The 22,605-nt window shown below is 70.5% G+C and carries 12 protein-coding genes; all 12 read right to left on the reverse strand.

Translation table 11 applies throughout. From position 1 onward, the window contains the following. Positions 1-4: 4 nt before the first annotated feature. The 12 genes from ACWCXX_RS23045 to ACWCXX_RS23100 all read right to left on the reverse strand — a co-directional run bounded on the left by ACWCXX_RS23045 (position 5) and on the right by ACWCXX_RS23100 (position 22,587). Positions 5-1,642: a glycoside hydrolase family 1 protein gene (locus tag ACWCXX_RS23045; protein ID WP_451130073.1), complete on the reverse strand. Its 1,638-nt coding sequence runs from the start codon at positions 1,640-1,642 to the stop codon at positions 5-7. A gap of 218 nt (positions 1,643-1,860) precedes the next feature. Further along, the gene (locus ACWCXX_RS23050) at positions 1,861-3,051 is read right to left on the reverse strand and encodes a macrolide family glycosyltransferase (protein ID WP_451130075.1); all 1,191 of its coding nucleotides are present in this window, start codon (positions 3,049-3,051) and stop codon (positions 1,861-1,863) included. A 98-nt stretch (positions 3,052-3,149) separates the two neighbouring features. Further along, positions 3,150-3,689 (reverse strand): DinB family protein, encoded by a 540-nt coding sequence (locus tag ACWCXX_RS23055; protein ID WP_451130077.1) that lies wholly within the window; start codon positions 3,687-3,689, stop codon positions 3,150-3,152. Further along, entirely contained in the window at positions 3,686-4,192 is a 507-nt protein-coding gene (locus ACWCXX_RS23060) for a hypothetical protein (RefSeq protein ID WP_451130079.1), read from the reverse strand. Before ACWCXX_RS23060 ends, ACWCXX_RS23055 begins: the two co-directional genes overlap by 4 nt. After that, entirely contained in the window at positions 4,189-5,490 is a 1,302-nt protein-coding gene (locus ACWCXX_RS23065; RefSeq protein ID WP_451130081.1) for a cytochrome P450, read from the reverse strand. Before ACWCXX_RS23065 ends, ACWCXX_RS23060 begins: the two co-directional genes overlap by 4 nt. A 17-nt stretch (positions 5,491-5,507) precedes the next feature. After that, on the reverse strand, positions 5,508-6,389 hold the full coding sequence (locus tag ACWCXX_RS23070) for an alpha/beta fold hydrolase (RefSeq protein ID WP_451130083.1): 882 nt from the start codon (positions 6,387-6,389) through the stop codon (positions 5,508-5,510). After that, the gene (locus ACWCXX_RS23075; protein WP_451130085.1) at positions 6,382-16,656 is read right to left on the reverse strand and encodes an amino acid adenylation domain-containing protein; all 10,275 of its coding nucleotides are present in this window, start codon (positions 16,654-16,656) and stop codon (positions 6,382-6,384) included. The genes ACWCXX_RS23070 and ACWCXX_RS23075 overlap by 8 nt, the downstream gene beginning before the upstream one ends. 61 nt (positions 16,657-16,717) lie before the next feature. Continuing rightward, positions 16,718-17,758, reverse strand: coding sequence for an HAD-IIIC family phosphatase (locus ACWCXX_RS23080; RefSeq protein WP_451130087.1), 1,041 nt, complete (start codon positions 17,756-17,758; stop codon positions 16,718-16,720). Further along, positions 17,755-18,906, reverse strand: coding sequence for an acyl-CoA dehydrogenase family protein (locus ACWCXX_RS23085; RefSeq protein WP_451130089.1), 1,152 nt, complete (start codon positions 18,904-18,906; stop codon positions 17,755-17,757). Before ACWCXX_RS23085 ends, ACWCXX_RS23080 begins: the two co-directional genes overlap by 4 nt. 19 nt (positions 18,907-18,925) lie before the next feature. Further along, on the reverse strand, positions 18,926-19,180 hold the full coding sequence (locus ACWCXX_RS23090) for a phosphopantetheine-binding protein (RefSeq protein WP_148832722.1): 255 nt from the start codon (positions 19,178-19,180) through the stop codon (positions 18,926-18,928). Positions 19,181-19,252: 72 nt separating this feature from the next. Further along, positions 19,253-20,104: a 3-hydroxyacyl-CoA dehydrogenase family protein gene (locus tag ACWCXX_RS23095; RefSeq protein ID WP_388999688.1), complete on the reverse strand. Its 852-nt coding sequence runs from the start codon at positions 20,102-20,104 to the stop codon at positions 19,253-19,255. Positions 20,105-20,118: 14 nt separating this feature from the next. Beyond that, positions 20,119-22,587, reverse strand: coding sequence for an FkbM family methyltransferase (locus tag ACWCXX_RS23100; protein ID WP_451130092.1), 2,469 nt, complete (start codon positions 22,585-22,587; stop codon positions 20,119-20,121). Positions 22,588-22,605: the final 18 nt, after the last annotated feature.

Consider the following 22,605-nt stretch of genomic DNA (forward strand, 5'->3'; position numbering starts at 1 on the left):
GGCGTCAGCGGGCGGTGCTGCCCGCGGTCTCCGGGGCGAACGGCCCCGTACCGCCGAATTCCTGCCTGGTCTGCGAGGACAGGGAACGCGTCCCGGCGATCTCCCGGTAGACCGGCACCGAACTCGTCGGGATGCGCTCCATGGTGGTGCGGTCCACCTGGTAGAGCCCGAAGCGTGCCGAGTAGCCCGACAGCCACTCGAAGTTGTCGAGCAGGCTCCAGTGGTAGTACCCGCGGACGTCGACGCCGGCGGCACGTGCCTGGGAGATCTGCTCCAGGGTGCGCACGATGTGCTGGGACCGGCGGATGCCGTTCTCCGTCGCGATGCCGGACTCGCTCACCAGGAGGGGCAGCCCGCGGTAGCGGTTGCCGTACTCCTTCAGCACGCCGGCCAGGCCCTGGGCGGACGCCTCGTAGTTCATCGCCGGCACGAAGTAGGACGGGTCCTTGTAGGGGAGGCAGGGCGAGGTGGTGCACAGGTCCACGTCGAGCACCGGGTAGCTCGGGTCGCCGCCGCCGGAGGCGCCGGGCGCGGACACGCCGATGCGGGCGTACAGCTGCGGGCCGAGCCAGTCGAGGGTGCCCGTCCACTCGGGGTGCTGCTCGTCGACGGTGCCGTCCAGGTCGCTGTCGAAGGTTCCGCGCCACAGGGCGTCGACGAAACCGTAGTCGGTGTACTGGCGGTAGCGGTCGCGGGCCGCGATGTCGCGGGGGTCGTTGCTGATCCTGCCGCCGCGGATCGGCACGTACTCCTGGGCGCCGACGGTCAGGCCGACGCTGGACGCCGCGCCGTCACGGTCGGCGTCGACCCGGTCGGCGGACTTGATGGCCTTGTACATCGCCACGTGGGCCATGATGTAACGCCGCTGCGCCATGGTGAACTTGCTCAGGTTCGCGGTGTTCAGGTTGGCCTTGCCGGGCGGGCCGGCGCCGAAGGCGTGCGCGAAGGTCATGTAGACCATCGGCTCGTTCAGGGTGACCCACTCGTCGACCCGGTCGCCGAACCGTTCGGCGATGAGCTTGGCGAACTCGGCCATCTCCTTGACGACGAGCTCACCGCCCTGCGGATGGTCCAGACCGCACAGGTTGGTGTCGCTCGGACCGTTCTCGCAGTTGGGGTCCCGCGGGTCGTCGACCCAGACGGGGTTGGCGAAGTGGTGCAGTGTGATCATCGGGCGGATGCCCTTGGCGGCGAGCGCGTCGAGCTGCTTGCCGTAGTGGTCGAGCGCGGCCTCGTCGATCTTGTTGCGCTGGGGCTCGATCCTGGACCACTCGATGCCGAACCGGTACGAGTCCACATTGAGGTCCTTGACGAGGCCGACGTCGTCGAGCGCCCGCGTGTAACCGCCCACGCCGTCGCCGACGAAGGGGCTCTTGCCGAGGCCCTCGGGGGCCGGCTTGCTCCAGAGGTACCAGTCGTTGTTCTCGTTCCGGTCCTCGATCTGCGTCGCGGAACTCGAGACGCCGAACCGGAAGCTTCCCCTGCCCGAGGGCTGCGAGAGCGAGCCGATGCCCGGGAAGGACACCGCCTCCCCCCGGGTCCTGCCCTCTTCCACCATCGTTCTGCCCTGGGCACTCACACCGGGCGTGAGGACCACGGCGAGCAGGGTCGCGGCCAGAGTTGTGCCTATCAGTCGTTTCACGCTGTCTTCCTCGTTGCGGAGACGGATTCATGTGGCGAGCCGCCGGCTCCCCGGCGTTCGACCCGGCGGACAGAAAAAACCGGCCACGTCATCCCGCGCGGGATGACGTGGCCGGTGTTGTGACGGGAATACGCCCTGGTCGGATCAACAGCGGCTGACGGAACTCGCGGGATGCCACACCGACATCATCGCGCCGTCTGCTTGAGCTCGACTTGAACTCAGCGGGTGCTCTCGGTCAGGTACGACTCGACTGCGTCCGCGGCGACGGCGGGGCCGTCGACCTTGCGCATCGCCTCGCCCATCGCCCGGGTGCGGTCGGCGACGGACGTGTCCGAGGACACCTCGTCGACCGCCTTGCGCAGGGTTTCGAGGCTGAAGTCGTCGCGGGTGAGCAGCCGGCCGAAACCGAGCTCCTCGACGCGGAGCCCGTTGGCGCGCTGCTCGCTCATCAGCGGGTTCACGATCATCGGGACGCCGTTGTAGAGCGACTCCATGACGCTGTTCATTCCGCCGTGCGTGATGAACAGCTCGGCGTGGCGGAGCACGTCCAGCTGGGGAACACTGCGTCGTACGTCGAAGTTCGCGGGCAGGTCCCCGAGTTCGGCCGGGTCCATGTTGTCGCCGACGGCCATCACCACGTCCCAGCGGGAGTCCGCGAGGGCCTCGACGCAGGTCCTGAAGAACTCCGGCCAGCCGGTCGCGGCGGTGCCCAGCGAGATGAGGAGCACCGGGCGGTCCTGCGACGGGCGCTGCCACGTGCCCTGGAAGGCCGACCGGTCACCGAGACACGGGCCCGCGAACACGAACCGCTCGTCGAAGGTGTGCCCGTCGTAGTGGAAGTCCCGCGGGAGGAAGATGATGCCGCGCTTCGGCGGCTCCATGAAGAACTCCATGGACGTCATGCCCGGGAACCCGAGGCCGGGGAGCATCCCGTCGAGCTTGGTGACCATCTCCATGACCTTGGGGTCGGTCATCTCGGCCATGGGGAACTTGGCCTGGATGGAGAAGTGCTCGTTCACTCCGTACGACGGGAACAGCCGCACCGTCGGAATGTCCTGCTGTGCCGCGTAGAAGCGGGCTCCCCACGCCATGAAGTCGTGGAGAATCACGTCGGGCCGGTTCTCCCCGTAGAAGCCCTCCACCTGGTTCACCAGGGACGTGGCCTCTTCGAGCGTCCGCAGTCCTTCGCCCGAAATGGCTTCGGGTGTGAAGGGGTTCGTGTAGTACTGGCCGAACACGGAGGTGTAGCGAACCGGTTCCGCGCCCACCGCCTCGATGGCCGGGGCGAAGTGGTCCGTGGTGGTGCAACTGACCCGATGACCACGTCGAACGAGTTCTTCCACGACTCCTAGAGTCGGATTCAGATGTCCGAATGCGGGAAAGTTGAAGAACGCGATGTGGGATGTCATCGAACACCTTCTCTGAAGACGACACGAATTCTGTTGGCGGCAGTCCGGCACTGTACCAGCGGTCCAGTACCGGCGCTTCCGCCGACAACTTGCCTTCCTCAGAAGGGAACGGTCATCCCGAGGGCTCCACGCAGACTTCCCAGCTGACCGCCGTGGTAGGCGTCGTGCATTTGCACCAGGGAGAGCGCGGACCCGAGCCTCCCGAGACGCTTCTTCCAGTAATCGTCAAGCGGAGCTTGAATCTCGACCGGGCACTCGCGGTGCAGGTCCTCCGCGCTCAACGTGGCCACGAGCCCACGCAGCCGTGCATGGATCCGCTTGTAGAGGCCGAGCATTTCGCCCAAGGAGGGCGCACCCTCCCAGTCGACCTTGTCGCAGTCGCCCGCCCACTTGTCGTAGAACTCAAGAGAAAGGGATATACCACCCTCCTGATAAAGCCCCGAGACATAGTCCTTCGAACACATCAGGTGACCGAGGAACCAAAGGGCCGGCATATGGCCTTCCGGTGCGGTGCGCGCGGTCTCGTCGTCAAAACCGTCAATGAGTTCCAGGATCATCTCGTAGGCGAGATCGAATTCCTGGAGCAGATGAGCAACCAGCGCGTCCGTCTTTTCCGGCGCCACCGCGGTGATCGTCATTTGTTCCTCCTCTGCTGGGCCAGCCTGGCCCGTACCTCGTCAAAAGTGGGAAGTGTCGGCGAGCTGCTCACCCAGCGCGTCCCCTCCCATCCGTACGCGAGCTTCTTCGTCTTGCGCACCGCGTTCATGTGTCCCTCGGACTGCAGGAAGCCCATCAGCGCCTCCTCGTCCGTCCACACGGCCAGGGCGCGCGAACTCATCCAGCACTTCTGGGAGATGGCGAACGTCGCCGCGAGCAGGCCCTCCCGCTTCCACAGCTCCTCCAGGAGGACCCGGTTCAGCTCGGTGGCGATCTCGATCGCGCCGGGCCTGGGCCAGCCGCCGGAGGTGGCCACGACGTAGGAGTCGGGCAGCGGCGCCTTCAGTCCCCCGGTCTCCGGGTCGATGGCCGGCCCGGTCCAGGGCACCATGATCTCCAGGTCGGACTCGTCGCAGGCGGCGAATTCCTCGATGGTGGTGGGCACCGGCCGGGTCTCGCCCTCGATGCTCTGCTCCACCGTCATGCCAGGCCCTCCTTGCGGCGGACCGGAAGCTGCACGAACTCGGAGATGAGCAGGCGCAGCACCAGCATCTTCGAGTCGCCGTGCAGTTCCAGGGTCGGCAGCACGGGCAGCAGGGCACGGAACATGGCACGCAGTTCGGTCCTCGCCAGGGCGGCTCCGATGCAGCGGTGCTCCCCGTTGCCGCCGAACGCGATGTGCCGGTTCGGGCTGCGGGTGATGTCGAAGCGGTACGGGTCGGGGAAGGCGTCCGGGTCGCGGTTGGCCGCCGGGAAGAACATGGCGACGGTCTCGCCCTTGCGGATCTTCTGGCCGCGGATCTCGGTGTCCTTCATGGCGGTGCGTGCCATCACCACGGCGACCGAGGTCCAGCGCAGGATCTCGTCCACGGCGCCGTCGAGCAGGGCGGGGTCGTCGATCAGCTTCTGCAGCTGGTCGGGGTTCTCCAGCAGCACCTTGATGCCGCCGGCGATGGCGTTGCGCGTGGTTCCGTTGCCCGCCTGCACCAGGTTGAACAACTGGTAGGACATGTCGTGGAATTCGAGGGGGTTGCCGAGGACGGTGGCCTTCGCCAGTCGGCTCAGCACGTCGGTCCCGTTGCTGCCGCCCTCCTCCATGCGCTTCTTCGCGAGACCGGACATGTACTGGTCCAGCTCGATCATGGCGCGCATGAAGCGGGCCTGCGCCTCCTCGCCCTCTTCCTGCTTGTAGCCCTTGTGGAAGGCGGAGGCGGTGTCCTGGTGGACGCGGAAGAGGTGGTCCCAGTCCTCGCCGGGCACCCCCAGCAGTTCAAAGATGGCGGCCAGCGGGAGCCGGGCGGCGAGGTCGTGCGCCACGTCCGCGGTGCCGTGCTCGTCCAGCCGCTTCACGAAGTCGGCGACGTACGAGGTCGAGAGCTCGAAGAAGCGCTCCTCCATCGCCGCCATGGCCTTGGGCGTGAAGCAGGGGTACATGGCCTGCCGGACCTGGCGGTGCAGCGGCGCGTCCATGAAGCCGAGCCCGGCGGGGTAGTCGGCGACGTGGCCGTAGACCTGGCCGCGGCGCTCGCGCTCCGTCTCCCACGGCTCGATCTCGTCCGGGGTCTCGATCGCCGTGCGCTCGCGGCAGGAGAAGACGTCGGTGCTGCGGGCGACCCAGGAGATGTCCTCGTGCCTGGTCAGGGCCCAGAACGGCTCGTAGCCGGGGCGGTGGTACCAGTGAACGGGAGATTCCTCCCGCAGCCGGTCCCACTCCTGCCACGGGTAGCCGTTCTCGTCGTAGAACTGCTCACTCGTGATGTCGATCTCTGCGAGCGATTGCATGGCGTGCTTACCTTCCTTCAGCTCGGGTTGTTCTTCAGCAGGAACTCGACGATCGACGCCACGGTCCTCGCACGCCGCTCGGGTGCGGCGAAGCCCGGTTCGAGGAGGGTCGCCTCGGGAGCCTCCAGGGCGATCCGTGCGGCCAGGGCCTCGGGACGGTGTGGGGAGTCGCCCGGCAGTACCAGCAGCGGGGCGGGGAACTCGCTGATCCACTCGTCGGGGACGGAGAAGTGGGCGCGGCCGTCCGGGAAGATCGCGTCACGGAACCGCACCAGCAGCGTGACGTACTTCTCGCGCCGGAAGGCGAGGATCTCCTTCTGGAACTCGCCGTCGTCGTGCAGTCGTTGGGCGAACGGCCCGGCCTCCGGGTTCCGTTCGAAGACGCCGTCCCGGGCGGCGGCCTCGAAGACCGCGCCGAGGCCCTCCGTCTCCGGGTCGTCGAAACCGGCCGCGCGCGGGAGCCTCATCGCCGGGTCGAAGAGGCCGAAGAAGTCCCCCAGGGTGTTGGTGGCGTCGCGGCCCGCCGGCTCCTGGGCCACCACCGACCGCACCCGGCCCGGTGCCTCGTGCGCCAGCCGCCAGGCGTGCACGCAGCCGAACCCGGCGGCCACCACGTGGGCCTGCTCGGCCCCGACCTCGTCGAGCACCGCGAGCTGGTCGGCGACCGTCTGCTCGTACGAGAAGGGGACGGCGGGCGCGGAGCTGCGGCCGGCGTGGCGCTGGTCCATCGCGATCACCTTGAAGTGCCGCGACAGCTCACGCACCGGGTGGAAGAAGTTCTCCTCCCACGACTCGATCCGGCTGCCCACCGCGTCGGGGGCCAGCAGCAGCACGGGGAAGCCTTCGCCGTGCACCTCGTAGTGGATCCGTGCACCGTCCGGCCGGACTGCCTCAGACATTCTTCTCTCCCATGCCTTTCTGTATCGCCGCCACGAGTTCTGCGGCCATCGCTTCGCTGTTCTCGATCGGAGCCGCGTGGCTGCCGTCGATGACGTGGTGCGCGAACTGCCCGTCCGTCAGGTTCTGCCAGCCCTGTGTCGTCCCCTCGGGAAGCACGGGGTCGTCCTTCGCGGCGACGGCGACGACGGGGATGCGGAGACGGTCCCGTTCGTCACCGACCAGTGAGTCCCGATGATTCATGGACAGGGTCGCGTCGTGGTGGAGCGCGGAGCTGTACGTGGTGAGGAGCTCGGCGTTCGCCAGGATGTCGTCGGGCAGGATTCCCTTGAAGGCGACGGCCAGTTCGTCGGTGGTGGCCCGGTCGAGGGTCTTGGCCAGCTCCTCCATCCGCTGCATCGCCGGTGGCATCTCCACGAAGGGCGGCAGCGCGCACGCCGGCACGAACGTGAGAGGGGGCGGTTCCGGCAGGGCCGAGAGCGCGTGCGCCAGTTCCCAGGCCATCCACGACCCCTGGCTGTGGCCGTAGACGACGGTCGGCACGGGGGCACGGTCCGTCAGCTCGGCGGTGATCGCCGCCACCACGTCCTTCATGGAGGTCGCGGGGGCCTCGGCCGCCCGGCTCTCCCGGCCCGGCATCTGCACGCCGAGCAGCTCGATGCCGTCCGGGATGTGCCGGATCAGGGGCACGTGACCGGCGGTCGTTCCGCCGCCGCCGGCGACACAGACGATCCGGGCGGTCGGCTCGGCCGCGGGCTTCAGGGTCCGCAGCCAGCGTCCCGGTCCGCTTCCGCCTGCCGCGTCCCGGGCCCCGGCCAGCCCTTCGGCCAGGTGCTCGGCGATGCCCAGGCAGCCCGTCTCGCCCAGGATGACCTGTACGGGGACGGTCAGGCCGGTCGCGCGGGCGATACGGCTGCGCAGACCGACCGCGACCAGCGAATCCACACCGAGCTGGAACAGGGGCTGATCGGTGACGATGTCGTCGCCCGGCACCCCCACGGCCGAGGCCGCCTCCTGGACGACCAGGTCGAGCACCGCCGACCGCCGGTCGTGCCCGGCCATCGTGGCCAGCCGCTCGCGCAGACCGGTCCGGCGGCCCCTGGACGCGGTCGCACCCTGTCGTTCCGCTTCGGCCTTCTCCGTCTGTTTCCTGAACCAGTCCTCCAGGAGCGGGAGGACGTCCGCGACGCTGTCCTCGAGGTGCTCGGGGGCGCCCAGCACCTCCATGACCTCGGCTGCGCTGCCGGTGCCGACGGCCCTGCGGAGTGCCTCGCCCGTCTCGGCGCCGAAGGTCCGCGGGGACCGCCGCGCCTCCTTCCAGTAGTGCTCGCGCTGGAAGGCGTACGTGGGCAGGTTCAGCAGGGCGCCCTCCCCCGCTTCGAGCCCGAGGGCCCGGTCCCAGTCGATGCCATGGCCCTGTACGTGCAACAGACCCAGGTTGCGCAGGAGTTGATCCTTGGTCCCGTGATCGCGGGCGAGAGAGCCGACGACGATGCCGCCGCGCTCCGCGCTCCCGTCGGTCAGCGGTATCGACAGCACCGGGTGCGCGGAGATCTCCACGAACACGGTGTGGCCGTCGTCCAGGAGCCGGTCCATGGCCCGGTCGAAGCGGACGGGCTCGCGCAGATTGCGGCACCAGTACGTGCCGTCCAGATCCGTGCCGTCGGACACCCCGCCCGTCACGGTGGAGTAGAACGCGAGCTGCGCGCGCCGCGGGACCAGGCCCTCGAAACCGGCGGCGAGGCCGGGCAGGAGGGGGTCCATCTGGGCATTGTGGGAGGCGTAGTCGGCCTTGATCCTGCGGGCGTAGACGTCCTTCTCCTGGAGCTCCGCCACGATCTGCTCGATCGCCTCCACCCGGCCCGAGATCACGGTGGAACCGGCGCTGTTGACCGCCGCCACGGACAGGGCGTCGCCGTACGGGGTCAGGAACTCCTCGACCGTCGCGACGGGGCGCTCGATCAGCGCCATGCCGCCCTGGCCGACGCAGGGCAGCACGGCCTGCGAACGCTGGGCGACGACCTGCGCGCCCTGCTCCAGAGTGAGAGCACCGCTCACCACCGCGGCCACCACCTCACCCTGCGAATGCCCCACCACCGCAGCCGGCTCCACCCCCAGCGAACGCCACAGCGCCGAGAGGGCCACCCCCATCGTGAACAGGGCGGGCTGGACCACCTCGGTCCGGTCGAGCAGCAGGTGGTCGTCCTCGGTGCCCACGAGGACTTCCCGCACCGACCAGCCCGTGAACGGCTTCAGCGCCGCATCGCACGCATCGACGGTTTCCGCGAACACCTCGCTGGAGGAAAGCAGTTCACGCCCCATCCCGACCCACTGCGAGCCCTGGCCGGGGTAGACGAAGACGACCTTGCCGCGACGTTCGGCGTCGCCGGTGACGACCGCGTCGTGCGACCGGCCCTCGGCCAGTTCCTCCAGCGCCTCCACCAGCCCGGCGGCGTCCGACGCCACCACACTGGCCCGGGACTCGAAGTGCGTACGGTGCCGGGCGGCCGTCACCGCCACATCCGCCAGCCGGATCTCCTCACGGCCGGAGAGCCAGGACGCCCAGCGCCCCGCCTGCTCCCGCAGCGCCGCCTCGTCACGGCCCGACACCACCACCGGCAGCGGCCGTGCGTCCTCGGGCGGGAACGATTCCGCGGCCTCCGTCACCGGGACCTCTTCGAGGATCACGTGGGCGTTCGTACCGCCGAGACCGAAGGCGCTGACTCCCGCGCGACGCGGGCCCTGCACCTGCTCCCAGTACTTCAACTCCGTGTTGACATAAAGGAGTTCGGGGTCGAGTTCCATCTCGGGGTTCGGCTTCTCGAAGTTCAGGCTCGGCACCAGCTGCCGGTGGTGGAGGGACAGCGCCGCCTTGATGAGGCCGGCCACTCCCGCGGTCACATCCGTGTGTCCGATGTTGGTCTTCACCGAGCCCAGCGCGCACGGCTCGGTGCGGCCGGCCGTCGCGAACACCTGTTGCAGGGCCTGGACCTCGATCGGGTCCCCGAGCGTGGTCCCCGTGCCGTGCGCCTCGACGTAGCCGATGGTGTCCGCGCTCACGCCCGCGTCGGCCTGGGCGGCCGCGATGACGCGCGCCTGGCCGTCGACGCTGGGCGCGGTGAAGCCGACCTTGTTGGACCCGTCGTTGTTGATCGCGCTGCCGCGGATGACCGCGTAGACCGTGTCCCCCGAGGCCAGCGCGTCGGAGAGGCGGCGCAGCACGACGATTCCGACGCCGTTGCCGAGAACCGTGCCCGCCCCGTCGGCGTCGAACGCCCGGCACTTGCCGTCCGGCGAGAACACCAGCCCTTCCTGGTGGAAGTAGCCCTGCTCCAGCGGGTAGCTGAGCGAGGCACCGCCCGCCAGGGCGATGTCGGACTCGCCGCGCAGCAGGCTCTCGCGGGCCAGGTGGGTGGCCACGAGACTGGTGGAACAGGCCGTCTGGACGGTCAGGGCGGGTCCCCGCAGGTTCAGCTTGTGGGCGACCCTCGTGGCCAGGAAGTCGTTCTTCGTGCCGACCATCGTGCGGTAGAAGTCCGACATCTCGGTGGCGTCGTCACTGCTGCGGTACCCGCCCTGCCCGGCGCCCGCGAAGACACCGATGGCGCCGTCGAACTCCTGCGGGACCCGGCCCGCGTGTTCCAGGGCCTGCCAGGCGCATTCCAGGAAGAGCCGGTGCTGCGGGTCCATCGTCTCGGCCTCGGCGGGCGAGCAGTCGAAGAACTCCGCGTCGAAGAGGGCGGCGCCCTCGACGAAGCCCTTGGCCGGTACGTAGTCGGGGTCGGACAGGGTTTCCTCGTCGATCCCGGCCGCCCTGAGCTCCTGGGGGGTGAACCGCCGGATCGACTCCGTGCCGTTCTTCAGGTTGTTCCAGAACGCGTCGGCGTCCGGGGCGCCCGGGAGCCGGCAGGCGAATCCGACGATCGCGACCGCCTCGTCGGCGGCCGGACCCCGGCGCTCCGCGACCCGGCCGGGGGCGGTGGCCTGCGACGCGCCGCCCAGGAAGGCGGCCAGCTGCCGGACGGTGGGGTAGCGGAAGAGCGCGGAAAGGGGGAACTCCCGGCCCAGTCCCTCGCAGATCGTCCGGTGCGCCCGGAGCGCGGTCATCGAACTGGCGCCCAGTTCGAAGAAGCCGCGGTCGCGGTCCACCCGGGCGAGGTTGAGCACCTCGGCCCAGGCCCGGGAGACGAGGCTCTCCAGCGAGTCGTCGCCGTCCCGGGAGGCCGGGGCGGCCGCGGGGCCGGGCGCCGGCAGCGCCAGGATGGCCTTGCGGTCCACCTTCTTGTTGGGGGTGTGCGGCAGTTCGTCCATGCCGACGAGCTGCGAGGGCACCATGTACGACGGCACCCTGGCCAGGAAGTAGCGGAGCAGTTCGTCGTCGTCCACGCCCCCGGCACCGTCGCCGCGGACCCAGTACAGGCAGAGCCTGGGGTCGCTGCCCTCGTCCCTGCGCACCACGGCCGCGCACTCGGCGACGGCGGGGTGCTCCCCGGCGACCGCCTCGATCTCGCCGAGCTCGATCCGGTGGCCGTACAGCTTGATCTGGGCGTCGCCCCGGCCGCAGTACTCCAGGCTGCCGTCCTCCCGGTAGCGGACGACGTCCCCCGTGCCGTACATCCGGGCGCCGTCCGCCTCGGCGAACGGGTCGTCCACGAATCGCTCCGCCGTGAGCTCCGGGCGGTTCAGGTATCCGCGGGTGACGCCGAGACCGCCGATGAAGAGCTCGCCGCGGCTGCCGCGGGGCACCCGGGCGCCGTGCCGGTCGAGGATGTAGAGGCTGGTGTTGCGCACGGCGTCGCCCAGGGACACCTCGCCGGGCTCGGCGTGCCAGGTGGTGGACCAGACGGTCGTCTCGGACGGGCCGTAGATGTTCGTGAGCCCGCCCCGGCAGGTGTTCATGAGCCTGGCCGCGAGTCCGCGGTCCAGCGCCTCGCCGCCGACGATCATCCGGTCGAGGCCCCGGAGCAGGGCCCGTCCGGCGGAGTCCGCGAGGAGCATCCGGGCGAGCGAGGGGGTGCACTGGAGGTGGGTCGGCGCGTACGCGCGATAGGAGGGCCACTCGCCCACGCTGCCCTGGGCGATCACCACGCGATAGCCGCGGGTCAGGGTCCAGAGCAGTTCCACGGTCGCGATGTCGAAGGACGGGCTGGTGACGGCGAGCCAGGTCTCACCGGTCCCGCCCCCGATCCGCTCGTCGACCGCGTGGCAGAAGTTGACGAACTGACCGTGCTCGATCTGCACGCCCTTGGGCCTGCCGGTCGAGCCCGAGGTGTAGATGACGTAGGCCAGGTCGTGGAGCGCGGGAGGGGTGATCTCCGGGAGCGCGTCGCCGTCGGGGACGGGCGCCTCGTGGAGGTCGTCGGCGAGCAGGAGCCGGGCCCCGGTGCCGGCCAGGTCCGCTTCGGTGCCGGCCCGGGTGATGACCACCTCGATGCCGCTGTCCTCGATGACGTACGCGACCCGCGCCTGCGGGTAGCCGGGGTCCACCGGCAGGTAGGCACCGCCGGCCAGCCAGATGGCGAGGGCCGAGACGACGAGCTGGGAGGACCTGGGCAGATGGACCCCGACGGGGGTCTCGGGGCCGACGCCGGCCGCGCGCAGCTTGTCCGCCAGGGCGGAGGCGTGCCAGGCCATCTCGCGGTAGGTCAGCTCCTGCCCGTCCGAGATCAGCGCCACGGCGTCGGGGGTCCGGCGGACCTGGTCCCAGACCAGTTGCAGGGCGGAGACCGTGCCGGGGGCGTGCGGGGTGACGCGGCCACCGCGCTCGACCAGCCAGCGCAGCTCCTCGTCGGCGAGGAGCCCCAGGCGGCTGAGCGGACGGTCCGGCTCCCGGACGATCGATTCGAGGAGGGTGGTGAAGTTGTCCACCATGCGCTGCGCGGCCGGGCGGTCGATCACGTGCCCCTGGTACTCGAACTCGCCCCGCAGCTCGTCCCCGCAGGGGATGAGCGTGATGCCGAGCTCGAACTTGGAGGCGCCCCGGACGTTGCCCGCGAGGCTGCCGGCCGGGGGCAGGTGCCACACGGCGTCGCCCTCGCCCACGGTGGGCATGGCGGCGCCGCCGTAGTTGAAGACGGCGCGGAAGAGCGGGTTCTCGTCGCCGGTGCGGGCGCCGCCGACCGCGCGGACGACCTCGGTCAGGGGTACGTTCTGGTGCTCGAACACACCCCTGACGCGGGGGGACATCGAGGCCAGCAGCTCTTCGAACCGGGGGTCCCCCGACAGGTCGCAGCGCAGCGGCAGGGTGTTGGCGAGGAAGCCGAAGGTGCCGCTCATGCCCGGGAGCTGGCGGTTCGACCAGACGGTGCCGACGGCGAAGTCGTACTGGTCGGTGGAGCGCGCGAGCAGGGTGGCGAAGGCACTGACCAGCACGGTGTACGGGGTGACCGAGGTGCGGGCGGCGAGCGCCTCCAGCTCGGTCCGCAGACCGGCCGGGACGGTGAAGTAGAGGGTGTCGCCGCCCTCTGCGCCCTCGGGGACGCCGTCCGGGCCGGGCGGGAACTCCAGCCGCTCCACGCCCTCCAGCTCGGTGCCGAAGAAGTGCAGCGCCTCCTCGAAGCGGCCCTCCGCGATGCTGCGCCGTTCCCATTCCGCGTAGTCGCCGAGGTGGAACTCGGCCTGCTCCGGGTCGGGCCGACGCCCCGCCAGGAACTCCTGGTAGGCGTGGAAGAGCTCCATCAGGAAGAGCGAGAGCGACCAGCCGTCGGTGACGGCGTGGTGCAGGCTGAAGCACACCACCTGGTCGTCCGCCGCCAGGTCCAGGACGCGGCAGCGGAACAGCGAGGTGCCGCCGAGGTCGAACGGCTCCTGCTCCTCGTGGTGGACGTGCTCCTCCAGCGCGTCGGCACCGGATTCGCTCAGGTCCTCGAAGAGGACGGGGACCGGCACGTCCGGGTGCACGATCTGGACGAGTTCGTCGTCCCGCATCTCCAGACCGGTGCGCAGCGCCTCGTGCCGGGCGACGATCCATTCGAGCGAGCGGGTCAGGGTGGCGTGGTCGAGCGGCCTGGCGGTGCGGATCCGCATCGCCACCTTGTACTGGGCGGAGCCGGGGTTCATCCGCTCCAGGAACCACAGCCGGCGCTGTCCCTCGGTGGCCGGGTGGACGTCACGGGCCTCGACCCGCTCCAGGGGCAGTACGGCCGATTCGTCGCCGGACGCGGCGAGGACGTCCGACAGCAGGTGGGCGGCGAGGTCCTGGGCCGTGGGGTACGTGAAGGCGAGGTTCGTCGCGAGCGTGCTGCCCGTCAGGTCGCACAGGCGGTTGCGCAGCTGGAGGCCCATGATCGAGTCCAGGCCGAGTTCCTGGAAGCGCTTGTCCGCGGGTACGGGTTCGGGGGCGCCGAGCACCGTCGCGGCCTCGCGCCGGACGACGTCGATCAGGACGTCGAGCCGTTCGTGGTCGGCGAGGCCGGCGAGTCGTCCGCGCAGCCCGGCGGGTTTGCGGGTCCGGGCGCCGTCCCCGGCCGTGGCGCGGGCCGGGGTCCCGGTGGCCGGGCGCGGGCCGGACGCCGCCGGCGGCAGGTCGACCCAGTGGTACTGGCGCTGGAACGCGTACGTCGGCAGGTCCGCCGCGGGAGCGGCCGGTACGCCGCCCAGGGCGCGGCTCCAGTCGACCGGGTACCCCTGGACGTGCAGGGCGCCCAGTGAACGCAGGAGTTGGGACAGTCCGCCGCGGTCGCGGCCGAGGCTGCCGACGACCGCGCCGTGCGTGTCCGCGGTCGCGCTGGTCAGGGCCATGCCGAGGACCGGGTGCGGGCTGATCTCGATGAAGACGTCGTGGCCGGCGTCCACCAGTTCGCGCAGGGCCAGGTCCATGCGGACGGTGTCGCGGACGTTGCGGCACCAGTAGGCGGCGTCGAGTTCCGCACCGTCGAGCAGGCCGCCCGTGACGGTGGAGAAGAAGGGGACGGTCGAGGGGCGGGCTTCGAGGTCCCGGAGCTGCTCGGCCAGCCAGGGCAGGACCGGGTCCACGTGGGCGCTGTGCCCCGCCGTGTCGGACTGGATGCGGCGGCTGAAGACGTCGCGGCCCGCCAGCTCCTCCAGGAGCGACTCGACCGCGGCCACGTCGCCGGAGACGACCGTCGAGGTGGCGGTGTTGACCACGGCCACCGAGAGCGTTCCGCCGTACGGGGCGATCAGCTCCTCGACGTCGGCGACCGGCATCTCGACCAGTGCCATGGCGCCCCGGCCGCTGCACTCGCGCAGCTGGCCCTGGGAGCGCAGCGCCGTGAGGCGGGCGCCGTCCGCCAGGGACAGCGCGCCGGCGATCACCGCGGCCGGGACCTCGCCCTGGCTGGAGCCCACCACGGCGGCGGGCTTCACGCCCAGCGACGCCCAGAGCTCGGCCAGGCCGATCATGACCGCGAACAGCGCGGGCTGCAGTACGTCGATCCGCTCCAGGGACGGCAGGTCCTGGTCCGTCTCCCCGCGCAGCAGGTCCAGCACCGACCAGCCGGTCCACGGCCGCAGCGCGGCGTCGCAGTCCTCCACCGCCTGCCGGAACACCTCGGACTCGGCGAGCAGTGCCCGGCCCATGCCGGTCCACTGGCTGCCCTGGCCCGGGAAGACGAACACGGCCTTGCCGCGCTCCCGCGCCGTGCCGACGACCGTGTCGGCGCTCGGGAGTCCCTGCGCCAGCGCCCGCAGCGCGTCGGCGGCGTCCTCGTGGCCGGAGACGAGCAGGGAAGCCCGGGTCTCCAGGTGCGAGCGCTGCTGGGAGGCCGTGCGCACCACGTCGGCGAACGGTACGTCGCGGTGGTCCGTCAGCCACGCGGCCCAGCGTTCGGCCTGCGCGCCCAGGGCCTGTTCGTCGTGGCCCGACAGCACCAGGGGCAGCACGGCCGGCAGGTCGCCCGGCGGCTCGGGCCGCGGTGCGGGGGAGGTTTCCTCGGGCAGCGGGGCCTCTTCCAGCACCACGTGCGCGTTGGTGCCGCTGATGCCGAAGGCCGACACGCCCGCGCGGCGGGGGCGTTCGCCGCGGCGCCAGGGGCGTGCTTCCCGGAGGAGTTCGAGACCGCTGCCCTCCCAGGCGATGTGCGGGCTCGGCTGCTCGACGTGCAGGGTCCTGGGCAGGCTGTCGTTCTGGAGCGCGAGCACCATCTTCATGACGCCCGCGACACCGGCGGCGGCCTGGCTGTGCCCGATGTTGGACTTCGAGGAGCCGAGGTACACCGGTGTTCCGGCGGTGCGCCCCGGGCCGAACACCTCCGCGAGCGCGCCCGCCTCGATCGGGTCGCCCAGGGGGGTGCCCGTGCCGTGGGCCTCGATCGCGTCGATGTCGGACGGGGTGAGCCGGGCGGCGGCGAGCGCGTCCTGGACGACCCGCTGCTGCGCCGGGCCGTTGGGGGCGGTGAGCCCCTGGCTGCGGCCGTCCTGGTTCACCGCGCTGCCGCGGATCACCGCCAGCACCCGGTCGCCGTCCCGCTGTGCGGCCGAGAGCCGCTTCAGAACCAGGATGCCGGCGCCCTCGGACCAGCCGCCGCCGTCGGCGTCGGCGGAGAAGCTCTTGCACCGCCCGTCGGGGGACATCGCTCCGAGGCGGCTGGACTCCACGAACATTCCGGGGGAGCTCATGACCGTCACGCCCCCGGCGAGGGCCATGTCGCACTCGCCGTTGCGCAGCGCCGTGACGGCGAGGTGGATCGCGACCAGCGACGACGAGCACGCGGTGTCCACCGTCACCGCGGGGCCCTGCAGGCCCAGGGCGTACGAGACGCGGCCGGAGATGACGCTGCCCGACACACCGGTGCCCTGGTAGCCGTCGAGCAGCTCCAGGTCGGTGCGGATCGTCTCGTAGTCGGGGCGCATCGCGCCCACGTAGACGCCGGTGCGGCTCCCCTTGAACTGGTCGCCCCGCAGCCCGGCCCGCTCCAGTGCCTCCCAGGCGGTCTCCAGGACGACCCTCTGCTGCGGTTCCATCGACTGCGCCTCGCGCGGCGATATGCCGAAGAATCCCGCGTCGAACTGCTCGATGCCGTCGAGGAATCCGCCCTCGCGCGCGTAGCTCTTGCCCGGGGCGCCGGGATCGGGGTCGTACAGGTCGAAGGCTTCCCAGCGCGCGGGCAGGGGGCCGATCGCGTCCCGTTCCCCGGCGAGGAGGTCCCAGTAGTCCTGCGGAGTGGTGACCCCGCCCGGGAGCCGGCAGGCCATGGCCACGATGGCCACCGGCTCGTGGCGCTGGTTCTCGAGTTCCGCGTTGCGTTGTTGGAGTTGCAGGACGGCGGCCATGGCCCGCCGCAGTCGCTCCTCGTTGGCTTGAGCGTTCATCTCTGCTTTCCGTCCCTCTCCAGCAGTGCGGTGGCGGTGTGTCGGGTGTGCGGGTCCGTGGTCAGTGCTCGACCGTGACGTCCATGTACGGCGGGAAGCCCTGCAGGTGGGTGCCGTCGTGTTCGAGGACGGAGACGTCGCCGTTCCTGCCGACCTCGCGGAAGCCGGAGAACTTGTAGGTGACGAACATGGTCCGGTTGCGGCTGGTGGGCACGAACTCGGCGCGCAGTTTGACGCCGGCGTCGTGGGCGCTGCGGATCAGGTGGTTGAGCAGTACGGAGCCGACGCCGCGCGACATGACGCGGCAGGACATCAGCAGCAGCTTCACGGTCCACGCCTCCTCGCCGTGTTCGACGAGGGCGAGGCCGATCTTGCCGTAGGTGCCGTAGGTGTCCTCCAGTCCGGCCACGAGGAGGTCGTGGTCGGGCGAGCGGCGGAAGGCGTCCAGCTCCTCGTAGGAGTAGGTGTAGCCGGTGGCGTTGAGCTGGTTGGTGCGTACGGTCAGTTCCTCGGCGCGCTGGAGGTCGCGTTCCTGGGCGGGTGCGATGGTGAAGCGCATGCCGAGCGAGGCGAGGAAGTCCTCGTCGGTGCCCCGGTGGGCCTCCTCGGCGTGCTTGCGCCGGATGTCGGCGCGGTAGAGGTGGCGGCGCTCGCGGGAGTCGGCGGTGACGAACCGGGGCTGCATCCGGGGCAGTTCGGGGATGCCCGGGGCGTCGAGGGCGTCGACGCACAGCACCTGCGGGTGGGCGAAGCCGACCTCGTCGCGTTCGAAGGGCTGGTCGTCGACGAAGGCCAGGGTGTCGATGCCGATGTTGATGGCCTCGGCGACCGCCCGGACGGAGTCCGACTTGTTGCCCCAGTGGATCTGCGGGTGGAGGAAGTACTCGGCGATGCCGAACTCCTCCAGTTTCGCCATGGCCGCGTCGTGGTCGTTGCGGCTGGCGATCGAGTGGAGGATGCCGCGTTCGTCGAGGGTGCGGAGCACCTCCACGACGGCGGGGCGCAGGGTGACGTCGCCGTCCTCCAGGAGCACCCCGTCCCACACCGTGTTGTCGAGGTCCCACACCACGCACTTGACGGTCGTCAGGGTGGTCGTCGTCATCGGTCACTCCTCGGTCCGCGTTCCTGGAACGCGTACTCGGCGAGCCCCACCTGGTGGAGCTGTGCGCTGCCCTCGATGATCTCCATGACCCTGGAGTCCCCGAGGAGGCGCTGGACGGGGTAGTCGGAGCTGCAGCCGTTGGCGCCGTGGAGCTGGACGGCGTCCGCCGCGGCGCGGCCGGCGGCGGTGGCGGCGAAGTACTTGGCCGTGGAGGTCGCGGCCAGGGCGCCCGGGTGGCGTTCGTCGCGCAGCCGTCCGGCCTCCAGACACAGCAGCCGGGCGGCGTGCGCGTCCGTGTACATGTTGCTGATCATGCGTCTGACGAGCTGGTGCTCCTTGATGAGGGAGCCGAACTGTTCGCGGGTCGCGGCGTAGTCGACGCTCGCCTCCAGGCAGGCGTCGAGGATGCCGACGCAGCCCCAGCCGACGGTGTAGCGGCCGAGGTCGAGGGCGGCGCCGACCACGTGGGAGACGCCGAGGCCGGGCCTGGCCAGGGTGTTGTCCACCGGTACGCGGCAGTTCTCGAAGCGCACGTGGGCGGTCATCGAGGCCCGGATGCCGATCATGTCCTCGATCAGCTCGGTCCGTACTCCGGGGGTGTCCCGTTCGACGAGCAGGGCCATGGGGCCTTCCGGGGAGCGGCCGACGACCAGGAACAGGCCGGCGCTCTCGCCGTACGTGATCCATTTCTTGTGGCCGTCGACCACCCAGTCGTCGCCGTCGCGGACGAGCCGGGTGGTGACTCCCGAGGCGTCGCTGCCGGCGCCCGGTTCGGACACGGCGAGCGCGCCGAGGCGTTCGCCGCGGGCGAGCCGGGGCAGCCAGGTCTCCTTCTGGGAGCGGCTGCCCCAGCGGGCGATCGCGTGCGCCACCATCGTGTGGACGGTGAGCAGGCTGCGGAGCGAGGAGCAGGCCCGGCCGAGTTCACCGGCGAGCAGGCCGAGGGTGACCGCGTCGCAGCCGCCACCGCCGTACTCCTCGGCGACGGGCAGCCCGAGCAGGCCCTCGTCGGCGAGGAGCCGGACGATCTCGGGCGGGGTGCGCTGGGTCCGGTGGTATTCGTCCGCGTACGGGGCGATGTGCCGGTCGGCGAAGGCCCGGAATTCCTTCTGGGCCTGTGCCTGCCGGTCGGTGAGCGCTCCGGTCATCGTCGTGTCCGCTCCCGTCCTACTGCGGGACCGGGACGGACAGCTTGCGGGTGACGAACGCGTCGAGTGCGCCGATGGAGCGGAAGTACTCCAGCTCCAGGTCCTCGTTCTCGACGGTGATGCCGAACTCGTGCTCGACGAAGGAGACCAGCTGCATCGCGAACATCGAGCTGACGAAGCCGAGTTCGAAGATGTCGTCGTCGTCCTTCAGGTCCTGGACCGGGAAGAACCGGGAGAGGTATTCCGCGATCCTGGTCCTGTTGTCCGTGCTCATCTCTTCATCCGTCCTGTTGTCGTGGGGTGCGGCGCCGGGTGGGTGGCCCGGTCGGGGCCACCCGGCCGGTTGTCAGTGGTACTTGTGGAATCCCTCGCCGCTCTTCCGTCCGAGCAGGCCGGCGGCGACCATCTTCTTGAGCAGCGGGGCGGGCCGGTACTTGCTGTCGTTGAAGCTCTCGTAGAGCACCTCGACGGACTTGAGGATGGTGTCGAGGCCGATCAGGTCGGCGGTCTCCAGCGGGCCCATCCTGTGGTCGAAGCAGGTCTGGAAGATCCGGTCGACGTCGGCCGCTGGGGCCACGCCGTCCTGGACCAGGAAGGCCGCCTCGTTGATGGTGAGCATGAGGACCCGGTTGGAGACGAAGCCGGGGACGTCCTCGACGACGATGCACTCCTTGCCCATGCCGGCGAGGAAGCGGCGGGCGGTGTCGATGGTCTCGGGCGTGGTGTGGTGGCCGCGGATCACCTCGACCATCGGCTTCATCGGCACCGGGTTCATGAAGTGCATGCCGATGACGCGTTCGGGGCGGGTGGTCACCGAGCCGACGCGGGTGATGGAGATCGCCGAGGTGTTGACGGCGAAGACCACGTCGGGGCGGACGATGCGGTCGATCCGTTCGTACACCTGCTGCTTGATGCCCCAGTCCTCGGTGACGTTCTCGACGACGAAGTCGGCCTTGGCCAGCAGTTCGTAGTCGGTGGTGAAATCGATCTTCTCGAAGACCGCCGCCGGGTCGACGCCGGAGCCCTTGTTGAACAGGGCGTAGGCGCGAAGGCTGTTGCGCAGTTCGCGGCGTGCGTTGTCGAGGACCTCCTCCGAGACGTCGACGAGCACCACCCGGTGACCGGTCTGTGCGAGGTTCTGCGCGACGCCGACGCCCATGACGCCCGCGCCGACGACTCCTGCTGTCGTGAATTCCATGTCCTACGACTCCGTTAGCGTGCGCCGCGTACGGCGTAGATGTTGTGGATGTCCGTGCCGACGTACAGCTCGTCCTGCTCGGCCCTGACCGTGAAGCCGCGGTTCTCCAGCAGCTCGACCAGGCGGCCGACCTCGCCGTCCGCGTCGTGCGCCTCCAGCACCATCTGCTGGATCTTCGGCCAGTCCTCGTCGGCGATGCCGTCGATGACCTGCCGCTCGCTCTTCTGCACGTCGATCTTGATCAGGTCGATGCGCTCGATGCCCTGTTCGCGGATGACGGCGCTGAGCGGGCGCAGCGTGGCGGTGAACTCGATCGCCTCGAAGCGGACGTCGATCAGCTCGTCGGTGGAGACCAGCTCGGCGACCTCGGCGTCGGCCTCGGCCCTCTGCTGGTTGGCGATGATCGTGCGCAGGTTGTGCTTCTCCTCCTCCTCGTCCGGGTGGAACGAGGACATGCCGGAGCTGCGCGGGTAGAAGGTGAAGTTCGCCTCGGTCTCGGCGTCGGAGATCCCGATGTTGAAGAGCCGGGCGTCGACGCCGTGCTCGGCGACGTTCTGGCCGAGCAGTTCGAACATCGGGGGCGCGGGCTCGAAGGTGAAGACCCGTACGTTCTTCGCCTCGTAGTGCGCGAAGAGGGTGAACAGGCCGATGTTGCCGCCGACGTCGACGACGGTGGCGCCGTCCGGGATGGAGATGCCGTTCTTGGCGTACGTGCGGTGGTCGAAGATGTCCTCGTAGAAGTGGCGGGTCTCCGCCTCGTTCTGGTGGGACACCGTCAGGCCGTTCGGCAGGGTGAAGCGGGCCAGGGAGTTGCCCGTGTGCGAGGAGCCCTCCCTCGTCGCGGTCAGCTCGCCGCCGGCCCGCAGGGTGTCGATCGCGGCGGCCATCCGGGTCAGGGTGGCCCACTCGTAGACCTGGCGCAGGGACAGGTCGGTGCCGAAGGTCCGCTTGATGCGCAGGATCAGCCGGGTGGCGAGCAGCGAGTTGCCGCCGACCTCGAAGAAGCTGATGTCGTACGGCAGTTGGTCGGTCTTCAGCAGCCTGGCCCACAGGCCGTACAGTTCCTGTTCGGTGGGGGTGGCGGTGTGTTCGCCGTCGGCCAGGGCGGCCGTCGCGGCGCCGTCGGCCACGATGTCCAGCTCGGAGGCGGGGAAGCCGGTCCAGTCGATGTCGGCGCCCGCGAGCCAGAGCCTGCCCAGTGCCTTGAGTGCCACGGCCGAGTCGGAGCGGCTCTCCAGGGGGTGGCGCATGGAGGCGACGACGGTGCCGGCCGCGCTGCCGCGGACCACGGTGGCCATGCTGCTCAGGGTCTGGCCGGGGCCGGTCTCCAGCAGCAGGTCGGCGTCGGCGAGGGCGTTCAGCCCGTCGGCGAAGCGGACCGGGCTGACCAGGTGGCGCGCCCAGTAGCCGGGGTCGGTGGCCTCCTCGTCGGTGATGATCCGGCCGGTGACGTTGGAGACGTACGGGATGCGGGGCGCGTTCAGGGTGAGGGTCCGTGCCAGCTCGGTCACCTGCTCGGCGATGGGGTCCATCATCGAGGAGTGGAAGGCGTGGGTGGACTGCACCCGACGGTGGACGACGCCCTGCCGGCCGAGGTCCCGCTCCAGCGCCTCGACGTCGGCGACCGGCCCGGCCACCACGCAGAACTCGGGGCCGTTGACGGCGGAGAGCGAGAGGCCGGTGCCGAGGAGCGGGCGGACCCGCTCCTCGGGAAGCATCACGGCGAGCATGGCGCCCTGCGGCAGCGCGTCGATGAGTGCGGCGCGGCGGGCCACCAGGGTCAGCGCGTCCTTCAGGGACAGCACTCCGGCGAGGGTGGCCGCGACGTACTCGCCGAGGCTGTAGCCGATCATGACCGAGGGGCGGGCGCCCCAGGACTCCCAGAGCCTGGCCAGGGCGTACTCGATGACGAAGAGTGCGGGCTGGGCGAGGCGGGTGGCGTTGAGCCTGCGCTCGTTCTCGCTCTGCGGGCCCGTGTCGCGGCCGAGCATGCGGCGCAGGTCGACAGCCGGGGCGGTGCGCTCCTCGGGCGTCGGGTCGGGGAAGACGACCTCGCGGATGTCCAGGCCCAGTTCGGGGGCGAGCGCGTCGGCGCAGTCGTCGACGGCGGTCCGGAACACCGGGAAGTCGCGGTACAGGTCGCGGCCCATGTCCAGGTAGTGGTCGCCGAGCCCGGGGAACATGAAGGCGACGGATGCGGCGGCCCCGGTGGACGCGCCCGCGCCCAGCTCCGTGGCCGCTCCGTCGCCGGCCAGGACGGCACCGCGGTGACCGCCCCCGGCGCTGCCGAGGGTGCGGATGCGCACGGGCACGTCCTCACGGGCGGGGGACTCGGCGAGACGGGCCTTGAGCCCGGCGAGTCCGGCGTCGAGGGAGGTGCCGTCGGCACCGGCGACCAGGGCGAGGTGCCACAGCACCGGCCCGTCGGACGGCGGTGCCGTCCGGTCGTGCGTCTCCCCGACTGTGATGGTGTTGGAGCTCATGCCTCTCCTAGAGGTTTG

The sequence above is a fragment of the Streptomyces sp. NPDC001732 genome (assembly GCF_053596315.1).

Coding starts and splice junctions, on each gene's coding strand:
- ACWCXX_RS23050 (WP_451130075.1), bottom strand. CDS start 3,051: ATGACATCCCACATCGCGTTCTTCAACTTTCCCGCATTCGGACATCTG.
- ACWCXX_RS23055 (WP_451130077.1), bottom strand. CDS start 3,689: ATGACGATCACCGCGGTGGCGCCGGAAAAGACGGACGCGCTGGTTGCT.
- ACWCXX_RS23060 (WP_451130079.1), bottom strand. CDS start 4,192: ATGACGGTGGAGCAGAGCATCGAGGGCGAGACCCGGCCGGTGCCCACC.
- ACWCXX_RS23065 (WP_451130081.1), bottom strand. CDS start 5,490: ATGCAATCGCTCGCAGAGATCGACATCACGAGTGAGCAGTTCTACGAC.
- ACWCXX_RS23070 (WP_451130083.1), bottom strand. CDS start 6,389: ATGTCTGAGGCAGTCCGGCCGGACGGTGCACGGATCCACTACGAGGTG.
- ACWCXX_RS23075 (WP_451130085.1), bottom strand. CDS start 16,656: ATGAACGCTCAAGCCAACGAGGAGCGACTGCGGCGGGCCATGGCCGCC.
- ACWCXX_RS23080 (WP_451130087.1), bottom strand. CDS start 17,758: ATGACGACGACCACCCTGACGACCGTCAAGTGCGTGGTGTGGGACCTC.
- ACWCXX_RS23085 (WP_451130089.1), bottom strand. CDS start 18,906: ATGACCGGAGCGCTCACCGACCGGCAGGCACAGGCCCAGAAGGAATTC.
- ACWCXX_RS23090 (WP_148832722.1), bottom strand. CDS start 19,180: ATGAGCACGGACAACAGGACCAGGATCGCGGAATACCTCTCCCGGTTC.
- ACWCXX_RS23095 (WP_388999688.1), bottom strand. CDS start 20,104: ATGGAATTCACGACAGCAGGAGTCGTCGGCGCGGGCGTCATGGGCGTC.
- ACWCXX_RS23100 (WP_451130092.1), bottom strand. CDS start 22,587: ATGAGCTCCAACACCATCACAGTCGGGGAGACGCACGACCGGACGGCA.